This window comes from Xanthobacter lutulentifluminis (genome assembly GCF_043194675.2).
In the GTDB taxonomy this organism is placed as follows: Bacteria; Pseudomonadota; Alphaproteobacteria; order Rhizobiales; family Xanthobacteraceae; genus Xanthobacter.
This window is the reverse complement of record NZ_CM195525.1, coordinates 2,634,672-2,647,198: the sequence shown is the minus strand read 5'-3', so window position 1 is coordinate 2,647,198 and position 12,527 is coordinate 2,634,672. Positions and strand designations below refer to the sequence as shown.

Below are 12,527 nucleotides of genomic sequence, written 5' to 3'. Positions count from 1 at the left end.
GGCGGATCCATGCGCTATCTTCCCCTCACCGCCGAGGACCGCGCCGAGATGCTCGCGCGCATCGGCGTTCCCGCGGTGGACGACCTGTTCGCCGACATCCCCCAGTCCGTCCGCGAGACCGAGCTGCCGCACCTCGACCTTGCCCAGGGCGAGATGGAGGTGGAGCGCGCGCTCGCCCGCCTCGCCGCGAAGAACGTGCCGGCGGGCGCGGTCCCCTTCTTCGTCGGCGCGGGGGCCTATCGCCACCACGTGCCGGCGAGCGTGGACCATTTGATCCAGCGCTCGGAATTCCTCACCTCCTACACGCCGTACCAGCCCGAGATCGCGCAGGGCACGCTGCAATACCTGTTCGAGTTCCAGACCCAGGTGGCGGAGCTGACCGCGATGGAGGTGGCCAACGCCTCCATGTACGACGGCTCCACGGCCGCCGCCGAGGCGGTGCTGATGGCGCATCGCGTCACCAGGCGGCGCAAGGCGCTCGTCGCCGGCAACCTGCACCCGCACTATCGCGCCACCATCGAGACCGTCTCGCGCTACGCCGCCGATCAGGTGGTGGCGCTGCCGCCGGTGCCCGCCGGCGGGGAGGACATCCTCGCCGCCATCGACGACAGCTGCTCCTGCGTGGTGGTGCAGTCGCCGGACGTGTTCGGCAACCTCGTGGACCTCAAACCCATCGCCGAGGCCGCCCACAAGGCGGGGGCGCTGCTGGTGGCGGTGTTCACGGAAGCGGTCGCGCTCGGCCTCGTGGAGCCGCCGGGCACGCAGGGCGCCGACATCGTGGTGGGCGAGGGCCAGTCCATCGGCAACGCGCTGAATTTCGGCGGGCCCTATGTGGGCCTGTTCGCCACCCGGCAGAAGTTCGTGCGGCAGATGCCCGGCCGCCTCGCCGGCGAGACCGTCGATGCGGAAGGCCGGCGCGGCTTCGTGCTCACCCTCTCCACCCGCGAGCAGCATATCCGGCGGGAGAAGGCCACCTCCAACATCTGCACCAATTCCGGCCTGTGCGCGCTGGCCTTCACCATCCACCTGTCGCTGCTGGGGCAGGCCGGGCTGACGCGGCTCGCCCGCCTCAACCACGCCGCCGCCTGCGACCTCGCCGACCGGCTGGCCTCGGTGCCGGGGGTGAGCGTCCTCAACGACACCTTCTTCAACGAGTTCACCCTGCGCGTGCCCGGCTCCGCCGCGGAGGTGGTGGAGAAGCTGGCCGCGCGCGGCATCCTCGCCGGCGTGCCCTATTCCCGCCTCGTACCCAAGATTTCGCAGGAGGTGCCCGGCCTCGACGACCTCATCCTCGTCGCCGCCACCGAGGTGACCACCGACGACGACCGCGCCGCCTATGCGGCCGCCCTGAAGGAGGTGCTGTGATGAACCGCGAAGGCCGCGGCGCCACCACGCCGCAATCCGCCGCCCCGTTCGCGCCCGAGACCTTCACCGGCAACCGCGCACTGGACCTGGAAGAGGGCCTGCTGTTCGAGATCGGCCGCACCGAGGTGACGGGCGTGGACATCCCCGAGCCCGCCCCGTTCAAGGACCGGCTCGGAGCCCACAGGCGCGCCGTTCCGCCGGAGCTGCCCGGCCTTTCCGAGCCCGAGGCCATGCGCCACTACGTGCGCCTCTCGCGCATGAATTACGGCATCGACAGCGGCCTGTTCCCGCTCGGCTCGTGCACCATGAAGCACAACCCGCGCCTCAACGAGAAGATGGCCCGCCTGCCCGGCTTTGCCGACATCCACCCGCTTCAGCCCCTCTCCACCGTGCCGGGCGCGCTGGAGCTGATGGCGGAGCTGTCGCGCTATCTGCTGGAGCTCACCGGCATGGCGGCGGTGGCGCTCACCCCCAAGGCCGGCGCCCATGGCGAATTGTGCGGCATGATGGCCATCAAGGCCGCGCACGCGGCCAGGGGCTCCACCCGCAACGTGGTGCTGGTGCCGGAAAGCGCCCACGGCACCAACCCGGCCACCGCCGCCCTCATCGGCTATCAGGTGCGCGCCATCCCCGCCCGCGCCGACGGCACGGTGGACCCGGAGGCGGTGCGCGCCGCTCTCGGCGACGACGTGGCGGCGCTGATGCTCACCAACCCGAACACCTGCGGGCTGTTCGAGCGCGACGTGGTGGCCATCGCCGAGCTGGTGCACGCGGCCGGCGCCTATTTCTACTGCGACGGCGCCAACTTCAACGCCATCCTCGGCAAGGTGCGCATCGCCGACCTCGGCGTCGACGCCATGCACATCAACCTGCACAAGACCTTCTCCACCCCGCACGGCGGCGGTGGTCCCGGCGCCGGGCCGGTGGTGCTCTCCGAGGCGCTCGCCCCCTTCGCCCCGGTGCCGGCCCTCCTCGCCACGGCGGACGGGCTTGCGCTGGTGGAGGAGGAAGGGACGGAAGGGGCCGAGCAGGCGCTCGGCCGCATGAGCGCCTTCCATGGCCAGATGGGCATGTTCGTGCGCGCCCTGTCGTGGATGCTCTCCCACGGCGCGGACGGCATGCGGCAGGCGTCCGAGGATGCGGTCCTCTCCGCCAACTACATCCGCGCCTCGCTGATGGACCTCATGAGCGCGCCGTTCGCCGAGCGGCCGGCCATGCACGAGGCCCTGTTCGACGACGCCTGGCTCGCCGGCACCGGCATCTCCACCCTCGACGTGGCGAAAGCGCTGATCGACGAGGGCTACCACCCCATGACGGTGTATTTCCCGCTGGTGGTGCACGGGGCCATGCTGATCGAGCCCACGGAGAGCGAGTCCAAGGCGTCGCTGGACCTGTTCATCGCCGCCTTGCGCGATCTCGCCATGGCGGCGAAGGCGGGGGATACGGCACGCTTCCTCGGCGCGCCCTATTATGCGCCGCGCCGCCGGCTCGACGAGACCCGCGCCGCCCGCACCCCGGTGCTGCGCTGGGTGAAGCCCGAGCCGATCCCCGACGCGGCGCAGTAGCCGCCCCTACGGCGAGGGGCCGCGTCCGCTGCTCCTCGCCGCTGCCCCCGCTGCTTTCCCTTGCCCCTCCGGGCCGTTGTTGCGAAAAGCGCGGGCATGATCGTTCTCGACGATATCTCGCTGCGCCTCGCCGGCCGCCTCCTCATCGACCATGCCTCCGTCGCCATCCCCGAGAATGCGCGCGTGGGCGTGGTGGGCCGCAACGGCTCGGGCAAGACCACCTTGTTCAAGGCGCTGGTGGGCGAGCTGGAGCTGGAGAGCGGCGCCATCCGCCTGCCCAGCCGCACCCGCATCGGCCGGGTGGCGCAGGAGGCGCCCGCCGGTCCCGACAGCCTGATCGAGCGCGTGCTCGCCGCCGATACCGAGCGCGCCGCGCTGCTGAGCGAGCGCGAGACCGTCACCGACCCCACCCGCATGGCGGAGATCGAGCTGCGGCTGGTGGACATCGGCGCCCATGCCGCGCCGGCGCGCGCCGCCACCATCCTCGCCGGCCTCGGCTTCGACGAGAGCGCGCAGAAGCGGCCCTGCGCCGAGTTCTCCGGCGGCTGGCGCATGCGCGTGGCGCTCGCCGCCCTGCTCTTCACCGAGCCGGACCTCCTGCTGCTCGACGAGCCCACCAACTATCTCGACCTCGAAGGCACCCTGTGGCTGCAGGATTACCTGGCGCATTACCCGCGCACGGTGATCCTCATCTCCCACGACCGCGACCTTCTGGACGAGAGCGTGGACCACATCCTCAACCTCACCGGCCAGAAGCTCACACTCTACAAGGGCGGCTTCTCCTCCTTCGACCGGCAGCGCCGCGAGCGCCTGCTGCTGGACCAGAAGGCCCGCAAGAAGCAGGAGGCCAAGCGCGCCCACATGGAGGCGTTCGTCGCCCGCTTCCGCGCCAAGGCCACCAAGGCCAAGCAGGCCCAGTCGCGCCTGAAGGCGCTGGCGCGGATGGAGCCACTGGCGGCGCAGGTGAGCGAGGAGGCGGCGGCCATCTCCATCCGCCATCCCGAGCGCCTGCTCTCCCCGCCCATCGTGGTGATGAACCGCGTCAGTGTCGGATATGAGCCGGGCAAGCCGATCCTGCGCAATCTCGATGTGCGCATCGACGAGGACGACCGCATCGCCCTGCTCGGCCCCAACGGCAACGGCAAGTCCACCTTCGCCAAGCTGCTCGCCGGCCGGCTGGAGGCGGAAAGCGGCGCCGTCATCCGCGCCGACAAGCTGGAGGTGGCCTATCTGGCCCAGCACCAGATCGACGAGCTGATCCCCGGCGACAGCCCGGCCCAGCATGTGCGCCGGCTGATGCCGGACGCGCCCGAGGCCCGGGTGCGCGCCCGCGCGGCGGAGATGGGCTTTTCCGGCGGCGCGGCCGACACCAAGGTCTCCTCCCTCTCCGGCGGCGAGAAGGCGCGGCTGCTGCTCGGCCTCGCCACCTTCCACGGGCCGCACCTGCTCATCCTCGACGAGCCCACCAACCACCTCGACATCGAGGCCCGCGCCGCCCTCATCGAGGCGCTGAACGATTTCCCCGGCGCGGTCATCCTCATCTCCCACGACCGCCACCTGCTGGAAGCCTGCGCCGAGCGGCTGTGGCGCGTCGCCGGCGGCACGGTGAAGGCCTACGAAGGCGATCTCGACCAGTATCGCGGCGAGGTGCTCGCCCGCGCCGACGGCGACCGCATGACCGACGCCGGACGCAAGGACAAGGCGGAGACCCGCAAGGAGGCCGAGGCCGAGCCGCGCAAACGCATCGCCACGGGGCCGCTCAAGAAGCGCATCCGCGAGCTGGAAAGCGCGGTGGCGAAGCTGGAAGCGGAGATCTCCGGGCTCGATGCCAAGCTCGCCGACCCGCAGCTGCACGCCAGGAAGCCCATGGATGCCGCCCGCTTCGCCAAGGCGCGCGCCGAGGCGTCGGACAAGCTGACCGCGGCCGAGGAGGAATGGCTCACCGTCAGCGCCGAGCTCGAGGCCGCGGACGGCTGAGCGGGGCAGAAGGCGCGGGGGCCGGCGCCTCGGGCGCGCGCACCATTCCCATCAGCGCCTGCGCGGCGCGGGAATGGTAGCGGTCCATGTGGCGCAGCACGTAGAAGCGCCGGGCGGGAAAGCCGAGCGGCAGCTGGCGCAGGGTGCCGAGGGCAAGGGCCGCGGCAACGGCGAGGTCGGAGATGACGGTCGCGCCCGCCCCCGCAGCCACCGCGCTGATGACGGCTTCGTTCGAGGGCAGCTCCAGCACCACCTTCAGCGCGGCGGGATCGAGCCCCGAGGCGCGCAGGGCATCCTCGAACACCTGCCGCGTGCCCGAGCCTTTCTCCCGCAGCACGAACGGCAGGGCGAAGAGATCTTCCGCCGTCAGCGCGGCGCGCCCCGCCTGCGGATGGTCCGCCGCCACCACCAGCACCAGCCGGTCGCCGGGCACGGGCACGCGGGCAAGCAGCGGTTCCTCCACCTCCCCCTCAACGAAGCCGAGATCCGCCTCCCCCGCGCGCACCGCCGCCGCCACCTCCGAGCTGTTGCCGATGGCGACCGAGAGGGCGATGTCGGGATAGGCCTGGTGGAAGCGGTTCAGCAGCGGGCCGAGCCAGTAATTGGCGATGGTCTGGCTCGCCATCAGCGCCAGCCGGCCGCGCCGGAGGCCGGAGAGATCGGCGAGCACCGTCTCGGCCGCCTCGGCCCGGGCGAGCACGGCTTCCGCCTCCGGCAGGAAGGCGCGGCCCGCCTCGGTCAACTCGATGCGCCGGCCCACCCGGTGGAACAGGCCGACGCCGCAGGAGGCCTCCAGCGCCGCCACCGAGGCGCTCACCGCCGATTGCGTCATGTGGAGCGCCGTGGCGGCGCGCGTCATGTGCAGCAGTCCGGCGACGGTGACGAACACCTTCAGCTGTTCCAGCGTCATGCTTTCCGCCGCCTGAAGCGCGCGCCGGTCAGGTCAGCGCGCGGATGAGGATAAGGCTCAGCGCCGAGATGAACAGCCAGGCGGCGGCGCCGAGCAGCAGCGGGCGGGCGCCCTTCAGCCGCAGCTTGGCGATGTCCGTCTCCAGCCCCATGGCGCCGAGGGCGACGGCGAGGAGGAAGGTGGTGGTGGTCGCCACAGGCATCTTCACCTCGGCCGGCACCCAGCCGCTGGAGGCCAGCATCACCATGCCGATGAAGCCGAACACGAACCACGGCATGGGCGGGCTGGCGTGGCCGGCCTCCCGGTCGCCGCGGGCGCGGATGATGGCGGCGGCGCCGAGGCCGATGACGAGCGGCGCCAGCAGCATCACCCGCGAGAGCTTGGCCACGGTGCCGAACTCGCCGGCCTGCTGGCCGCCCTGGAAGGCCGCCGCCACCACCTGCGCCACCTCGTGGATGGAGGCGCCGGTCCACAGGCCGAAGCCGTGGGCGTCGAGGCCGGTATAGGGCAGCAGCACCGGCATCAGCAGCATGGAGAGCGAGCCGAAGATGGTGACGCAGGCCACCGCATAGGCCACGTCCTCGTCGGACCCGCGCGTCACCGTGTTGGTGGCGATCACCGCCGAGGCGCCGCAGATGGCCGTTCCCGCCGCGATCAGCTCCGACAGCTGGCGGTCCACGCCCATGAGGCGGCCCATCCAGCGGGTGACGAAGAAGGTGGCGAACAGGGTGACCGCGACGATGGAAAAGCCGGTGAGCCCCACCGAGCGGACCTGCGCGAACGTGAGCTGGAGCCCGAGCAGCACGATGGCGAAGCGCAGGATGCGCCGGAGCGCGAACTTCACCCCCGGCTTCACCGCCGCCGGCGTGCCGAACACATTGTGCAGGGCCATGCCGATGACGATGGCGAGGATGAGCGGGCTGACCAGGCCGAGGCCGGGAATGAACCGCAGGCCATAGGCCGCCCCGGCGATGGCGCCGGTATAGGCGAGGCCCGGCAGGATGCCGCCGAAGGCGGTGGTGAGGGGATGGGGGCCGGCCTCGCCCCGCCCTTCCTGGGCGAGGCCATCGGCCGGTGTGGACGCTGTATTTTCGGTCATCGCGTTGCTCCGGAATTGGGCGGAGCATCGCGCGGCCTATTCCATCAATCAAACGAGTTATATTTCTACAATCAATCGAGATTGGCGATCAACGCACCACCACGCCGCGCCGCACCACCGTGTTGCCGGCGGGCCCGCGGGTGACGCCCACATGGCGGCAGGCGCCGTTGTAGCAGCGCGTCGCCCCCGCATGCCCCACCGGACCCCGTGCATAGGGGCCGTAATAGCGGTTCCACTGGCCGTACCACGGACGGCCCACGTAATGGGTGTTCCAGTAGGACTGGTTGAACGCCACCGCGGCGATGCCGAGGCCGGCGGCCACCGCGGCCGTCATCACCACCGGCGAGGCGCCGGGGCTCTGGATCACCTGGATGTACTGCGCCGCCATCCACCCGCGCATGCCGCCCACGCCCACGTCGCACCAGCTGTAGTCGGCGAGGCAGCCGTGGGTGGTCAACCCCGAGCCGGCCTGCACCTGCACCACCACCGGAAAGCTGGTGCTGGGGCCGGCACGGAGGTTGACGTTGGACACGGCCACCGCCTCGGCCGCCTGCGCGGTGCCGCCGAAGCCGACCCCAGCCGCCAGCGCCAGCGCCGCGACCGCCATCCGCATCTTCGATCCGATCCCCGTCACCATGGGTGACCTCTCCTTCTGAAATCGGGACGGACCATAGCGCCAGCCGCTTACGAAGAGGTTGCAGCAGCGGTTCAGCGCTCGGCGAACGCCTTCTCCACCACGAAGGTGTCGGGCCGGTGCCCGGCGCCCTCGGCAAAGCCGCGACGCTCCAGCAGGGCGCGGGTGTCGGCGATCATCTGCGGCGAGCCGCACAGCATCACCCGGTCGTGGGCGGGATCGAGATCCGGCAGGCCGAGGTCGGCGAACAGGCGGCCGTCCTCCATCAGGTCGGTGACGCGGCCGCGATTGCGGAACGGCTCGCGCGTCACGGTCGGGTAATGCAGCAGCTGGGCGGCGGCATATTCGCCGAGCAGGTCATGGCCCTTCAGCCCCGCCACCACCTCCTCGCCATAGGCCAGCTCCGCCACCTCGCGGCAGCCATGGACGAGGACGATGTGCTCGTAACGCTCATAGGTCTCCGGATCGCGCGCGATGGAGACGAAGGGGGCGAGGCCGGTGCCGGTGGCGAGCAGGTACAGCCGCTTGCCGGGCTTGAGGTTGTCGAGCAGCAGCGTGCCCGTGGGCCGGCGCCCCACCAGGATCGGATCGCCGGGCCGCAGGATCTGCAGGCGCGAGGTGAGCCGGCCGTCGGGCACCTTGATGGAAAAGAACTCCAGCGTCTCCTCGTGGGGCGCGCAGGCGAGCGAATAGGCCCGCAGCAGCGGCCTGTCCTCCACCGGCAGGCCGATCATGGTGAACTGGCCGCTCTTGAAGCGGAAGGAGGCATCCCGCGTGGCGGTGAAGGAGAACAGGCGGTCGGTCCAGTGGCGGACCTCGAGGACGGTCTCGGTGTTGAGATTGCTCATGGCCGCCTCACGCCTGTCCGGGGGCCGCGGAGAAGGCGCTGTCGAACTTGCCGTCCACCTCCATCCAGTCGGTGGCGTCGGCCGGCGGCTCCTTCTTCTCGGTGATGTTCGGCCACAGGGCGGCATACTGGGCGTTGAGCGCGATCCAGGGCGCCGCCTCGGGCGCGCTGTCGGCGGAGATGGCGGCGGCCGGGCATTCGGGCTCGCACACGCCGCAGTCGATGCACTCGTCGGGATTGATGACGAGCATGTTCTCGCCCTCATAGAAGCAGTCCACCGGGCAAACGGAGACGCAATCCATGAATTTGCAGCGGATGCACTTGTCGGTGACGACGTAAGTCATGGGGCAGATCCGGTTGTTTCTTCAGATCCAAGATTAACCGGACGACGCCCGGCGCCTGAGCCTCAAGTCCTTGCCGGGTCAATTAATTGCGGATTTTCGGGAGGCCGGCGGGACGCGCGGGGCGCCGCGCAGGCGTCATCCTCCGGCGCCGCCGGAGGCCCCATCCGGAGGCCCCATTGCGCCGTGCGGCCGGCAGTTGATCCGTAGAGTGCAACCCTCCCGGCCGAACCGGAGAAGGGCGCCGCCTCACACCACCTCGGCGAGGCTCGCCCCGTTGAGGTTCACGGCGAGGCCCTTCAGCGCGTCCTCGTTCAGCTCGCCGCCCATGGCCTTCAGGCTCTCCTCGCGGATCAGCGCGCCGAGATCCGCGCGGAGCTGCACGAACTCCGGCGAGAGCTGGAGCGCGGCATCGCGCGGACGCGGCAGCGGCACCGTCACCTCGGCCTTGATGCAGCCGGGGCGCGCGGTCATGACGTAGATGCGGTCCGAGAGATAGATCGCCTCGTCGATGTCGTGGGTCACGAACAGCACCGAGATGCCGAGCCGCTGCCAGAGGTTGGTGAGGATCTGCTGCATGATGACCCGCGTCTGCGCATCGAGCGCGCCGAACGGCTCGTCCAGCAGCAGCACCTTCGGCCCCGTCGCCAGCGCCCGCACGATGCCCACGCGCTGCTTCATGCCGCCGGAGAGGCGGTCCGGATAATGGTCCTCGAACGCGGAGAGGCCGGCGAGGCCGAGCAGGGTGCGCGCCGCCACCGCCCGCTCGGACTTGCCCATGCCGCGCATCTTGAGCCCGAATTCCACATTCTCGCGCACGGTCTTCCACGGGAACAGGGAATATTGCTGGAACACCATGCCCCGGTCGGCGGATGGCCCCTTCACCGCTTCCCCGTCCACGGTGACGCGGCCGGCGGTCGGCTTCAGGAAGCCCGCCACGGCGTTCAGCAGGGTGGACTTGCCGCAGCCCGACGGGCCGATGATGGAGACGAACTCGCCCGGATGGACCACCAGGTCGGCATCGCTCACCGCGATCACCGCGCCGTCCACCGTGTCATAGGCGAGCTCGAAGCCGGTGACCTCGATGAGGCCGGTCTGGACGGGGGGAGTGGCTGGAACGGCCATGGCGCGCCTCTCTCGGCTGGCTGGAACGGGCTTCGGGCGATGGTCTGGGGTCACGCGGGCACCGCCATCCCGCGCATCACTTGCTGCGGGACCACGGCGTCGCGGCCCGGCCGGCTGCGCGCAGCAGGAAGGACGAGCCGAGCCCGAGCACGCCGATGGTGATCATGCCCAGCGCGATGTCCGGGTACTGCACCAGGGAATAGGCCTCCCAGGTGAAGTAGCCGATGCCGAACTGGCCGGAGATCATCTCCGCCGCGATCAGCGACACCCACGCCACCCCCATGCCCACGGTGAGGCCGGTGAAGATCTGCGGCAGCACTGCGGGGAAATACACCTCGCGGAACACGGCGCGCTCCTTCGCCCCGAGGCAGCGCGCGGCGCGCACCAGCACCTCGTCCACATTGGCCATGCCGTGCAGCGTGTTGATGAGGATGGGAAAGAACGAGCCGAGGAAGGTGATGAAGACGATGCTTTCCTCATTGGTCGGCCACAGCATGATGGCCATGGGCACCCAGGCGATGGCGGGGATCGGCCGCAGCACCTCCGTGACCGGGAACACGAACTCCTTGAGCAGCTTGAACCGCCCCATCAGCAGCCCCAGCGGCACCGCCACGAGGGTGGCGATGGCAAAGCCCAGGAAGATGCGCCGGCAGGAAATGAGGATGTGATCCAGGAACGCGCCGGAGGAGAAGGCCGTGCGCGCGCTTTCCAGCACCTGTTCCGGGGACGGGACGTTGACGAACCGCACGTAGAAGCTCATGCGGTTGGTGGTCGCCACGTGCCAGGCGAGGATGAACAGGCCGATGGAGAGCGCCCCCAGCAAGGTGGCGCGGATGGCCGGGGCGTTCAGCCGCAGCCATCGCCGGGCCCGCGCCGGCAAGGACCGGCTCATGGGCGGCTGCGCGGCGCGCTCCACCCGTTCCGGCCGCAGCACGATGGGGCCGGGCGCACCCTCCCCCCGCGTGCCGGCGAGCTGCAGGGGCGCCACGCTCAGTCCCATGGAAACCCCCGCCTTCATGCCGCTCTTGGCCACTGCGCCCTGCATGGCCCTCACCCCTTCGCGCCGGTGGCGGCCTTCAGGGCCTCGCCAAGGCCCATGACCTTGCCGCCGGACTTGGCCGCGGACGCCTCGGCATCGGCCTTCAGGAGGAACGGCAGCACCTCGGTCTTCCCGTCCTTGGTGGAGACGGCGAAGAAGGCCTCGCTGGCGAACAGCTTGATGCCGCGGGCGGTGTCGAACAGGTAGGTCATGCTCGCCTTCTTGCCCTGCTGGGTCAGCTCGGCGAGCGCCCCGAGCGTGCAGGCGGGGCTGGAATAGGGCTTGATGCCCTCGCCCTCGATCCAGATCTCGCCGGCCTTGCGCGGCTCCGTCACGCTCACCTTGCAGAAGGTGTCCTCGCCGGAGACCTCGTAATTCTTCAGGCTGGCGAGCTGGGCCTCGTAATCAAGCCCGAGCTCCTTGTAGGCCTGGCGCAGGTAGCTGTCGTTCACCCAGGCCTTGACGTCGAACTCCTTCATGCGGCCGAGCTTCTGCAGCACGCCGGCGTCCTCCGCCGCGTCGGCGACGAGCTGCGGCTTGATGGTGGGGTCCATGGTCATGATGCCGCCGGGGCCAAGGAAGATGTAGACCACCTCCTTGTCGATGCCGGTCCACTTGGCGATCTGCTCGGCGGCGGTCTTCGGGTCCTTGCGCACCCAGTCGTTGGCGGCGACGACCGCCTTCAGATAGCCCACCACCACTTCCGGATACTTCTCGGCGAAGTCGGTGCGCACCACCACGCCGTGCCAGGTGGGGGCGTTGGTCTCTACGCCGTCGAAGATCTTGCGCGCGAAGCCGCGGAACGGCAGCAGCTCGGCGAACGGCACGAAGTCGGCGTGGGCGTCGATCTTCTTTTCCTGCAGGTTGGTGGAGCCCACCTCCGGCGACTGGCTGACCAGCTTGAGGTAATCGGCCGGCCAGCCCTTGTCCTGCATGGCCTTCAGCACCATGCCGTGGGCCGCCGAGCCGAACGGCACGCTCAGCACCTTGCCCTTCAGGTCGGAGAGCTCGAAATAGGGCGAGTCCTTGTGCACCACCACGCCGTTGCCGGAGCCGTGGATGTTGTAGGCCGCCACCGCGATCAGCTGGGACTTGGACTGCGGATTGGACTGGAAGGTGTAGCCGTTCACCACCAGCGGAAAGTCGCCCATGCCGCCGAACTGCAGCTTGTCGGCCATCATGCCGTTGGTGACCGGCGGGCCGGAGGTGAAGTTCTGCCAGTCGATGTTGTAGCTGACGCCGGCGTACTTGCCGTCCTTGGGCAGGTACGTGTCGAGGAGCTTCAGCTCCTTGATGACCACGCCGGTGGTGACGGTGTTGGTGGTGGTGTCCTGCGTGCCGATGCCGATGTTGATGGTTTCCGCTGCGGCGGGGAGCCCGGCGAGGGCGCTGGAGGCGGCAAGCCCCAGGGCGAGGCTGCGCAGGCGGGGAGAGCGGGAAAGCAGGCAGGAAAGCGTGGTCATCGGGTCCACCTCTCGGGGCAAAGACGGCTCGTGAGGCTGATCTTCAGGCGCCGGCTTCGATCCGTTCAAAGGAAGATGCGGTGGGGGTGTCGATTAGTTGCCTCCTTTGCGAACGCGCCCGTCTTTTGGGCAGAGCGTGCCTGCGCGACCGGCGCAGGCCAT

General features: G+C 70.0%; 11 protein-coding genes. 3 read left to right on the top strand and 8 right to left on the bottom strand.

Going from position 1 to position 12,527, the window contains the following annotated elements; all coding sequences use genetic code 11:
- Positions 1 to 9 precede the first annotated feature (9 nt).
- The 3 genes from gcvPA (at position 10) to V5F49_RS12105 (ending at position 4,907) form a co-directional block, all read left to right on the top strand.
- Entirely contained in the window at positions 10 to 1,365 is a 1,356-nt protein-coding gene (gcvPA, locus tag V5F49_RS12115) for an aminomethyl-transferring glycine dehydrogenase subunit GcvPA (RefSeq protein WP_394115560.1), read from the top strand.
- Complete coding sequence (gene gcvPB, locus V5F49_RS12110) at positions 1,365 to 2,930, top strand: aminomethyl-transferring glycine dehydrogenase subunit GcvPB (protein ID WP_394115561.1); 1,566 nt, start codon at positions 1,365 to 1,367, stop codon at positions 2,928 to 2,930. Before gcvPA ends, gcvPB begins: the two co-directional genes overlap by 1 nt.
- Before the next feature lie 96 nt (positions 2,931 to 3,026).
- Positions 3,027 to 4,907, top strand: a complete 1,881-nt coding sequence (locus V5F49_RS12105) for an ABC-F family ATP-binding cassette domain-containing protein (RefSeq protein ID WP_394115562.1) — start codon at positions 3,027 to 3,029, stop codon at positions 4,905 to 4,907.
- On the opposite strand, the gene V5F49_RS12100 is transcribed toward V5F49_RS12105, so the two are convergent.
- The 8 genes from V5F49_RS12100 to V5F49_RS12065 all read right to left on the bottom strand — a co-directional run bounded on the left by V5F49_RS12100 (position 4,876) and on the right by V5F49_RS12065 (position 12,365).
- A complete protein-coding gene (locus tag V5F49_RS12100; RefSeq protein WP_394115563.1) occupies positions 4,876 to 5,817 on the bottom strand; it encodes a LysR family transcriptional regulator in 942 nt (313 codons plus the stop codon). The genes V5F49_RS12105 and V5F49_RS12100 overlap by 32 nt on opposite strands.
- A gap of 28 nt (positions 5,818 to 5,845) precedes the next feature.
- Positions 5,846 to 6,916: a YeiH family protein gene (locus tag V5F49_RS12095; protein ID WP_394115564.1), complete on the bottom strand. Its 1,071-nt coding sequence runs from the start codon at positions 6,914 to 6,916 to the stop codon at positions 5,846 to 5,848.
- A gap of 88 nt (positions 6,917 to 7,004) precedes the next feature.
- Positions 7,005 to 7,553, bottom strand: a complete 549-nt coding sequence (locus V5F49_RS12090; RefSeq protein WP_394115565.1) for an SH3 domain-containing protein — start codon at positions 7,551 to 7,553, stop codon at positions 7,005 to 7,007.
- Between the two features lie 71 nt (positions 7,554 to 7,624).
- Positions 7,625 to 8,398 carry a ferredoxin--NADP reductase gene (locus tag V5F49_RS12085; RefSeq protein WP_394115566.1) on the bottom strand — a complete coding sequence of 258 codons (774 nt, stop codon included), beginning with the start codon at positions 8,396 to 8,398 and terminating at the stop codon, positions 7,625 to 7,627.
- A 7-nt stretch (positions 8,399 to 8,405) separates the two neighbouring features.
- Positions 8,406 to 8,741 (bottom strand): ferredoxin FdxA, encoded by a 336-nt coding sequence (gene fdxA / locus V5F49_RS12080; RefSeq protein ID WP_394115567.1) that lies wholly within the window; start codon positions 8,739 to 8,741, stop codon positions 8,406 to 8,408.
- Between the two features lie 246 nt (positions 8,742 to 8,987).
- A complete protein-coding gene (locus V5F49_RS12075) occupies positions 8,988 to 9,863 on the bottom strand; it encodes an ABC transporter ATP-binding protein (protein ID WP_394115568.1) in 876 nt (291 codons plus the stop codon).
- A gap of 76 nt (positions 9,864 to 9,939) precedes the next feature.
- Positions 9,940 to 10,755, bottom strand: coding sequence for an ABC transporter permease (locus tag V5F49_RS12070; RefSeq protein ID WP_394115872.1), 816 nt, complete (start codon positions 10,753 to 10,755; stop codon positions 9,940 to 9,942).
- Between the two features lie 158 nt (positions 10,756 to 10,913).
- Positions 10,914 to 12,365, bottom strand: a complete 1,452-nt coding sequence (locus tag V5F49_RS12065; protein ID WP_394115569.1) for an ABC transporter substrate-binding protein — start codon at positions 12,363 to 12,365, stop codon at positions 10,914 to 10,916.
- Between the last annotated feature and the right edge of the window lie 162 nt (positions 12,366 to 12,527).

Excerpts from the sequence above, each read along its gene's own strand:
- gcvPA (WP_394115560.1), top strand. The coding sequence starts at position 10 with ATGCGCTATCTTCCCCTCACCGCCGAGGACCGCGCCGAGATGCTCGCG.
- V5F49_RS12065 (WP_394115569.1), bottom strand. The coding sequence starts at position 12,365 with ATGACCACGCTTTCCTGCCTGCTTTCCCGCTCTCCCCGCCTGCGCAGC.
- gcvPB (WP_394115561.1), top strand. The coding sequence starts at position 1,365 with ATGAACCGCGAAGGCCGCGGCGCCACCACGCCGCAATCCGCCGCCCCG.
- fdxA (WP_394115567.1), bottom strand. The coding sequence starts at position 8,741 with ATGACTTACGTCGTCACCGACAAGTGCATCCGCTGCAAATTCATGGAT.
- V5F49_RS12105 (WP_394115562.1), top strand. The coding sequence starts at position 3,027 with ATGATCGTTCTCGACGATATCTCGCTGCGCCTCGCCGGCCGCCTCCTC.
- V5F49_RS12100 (WP_394115563.1), bottom strand. The coding sequence starts at position 5,817 with ATGACGCTGGAACAGCTGAAGGTGTTCGTCACCGTCGCCGGACTGCTG.
- V5F49_RS12085 (WP_394115566.1), bottom strand. The coding sequence starts at position 8,398 with ATGAGCAATCTCAACACCGAGACCGTCCTCGAGGTCCGCCACTGGACC.
- V5F49_RS12090 (WP_394115565.1), bottom strand. The coding sequence starts at position 7,553 with ATGGTGACGGGGATCGGATCGAAGATGCGGATGGCGGTCGCGGCGCTG.
- V5F49_RS12075 (WP_394115568.1), bottom strand. The coding sequence starts at position 9,863 with ATGGCCGTTCCAGCCACTCCCCCCGTCCAGACCGGCCTCATCGAGGTC.
- V5F49_RS12095 (WP_394115564.1), bottom strand. The coding sequence starts at position 6,916 with ATGACCGAAAATACAGCGTCCACACCGGCCGATGGCCTCGCCCAGGAA.
- V5F49_RS12070 (WP_394115872.1), bottom strand. The coding sequence starts at position 10,755 with ATGAGCCGGTCCTTGCCGGCGCGGGCCCGGCGATGGCTGCGGCTGAAC.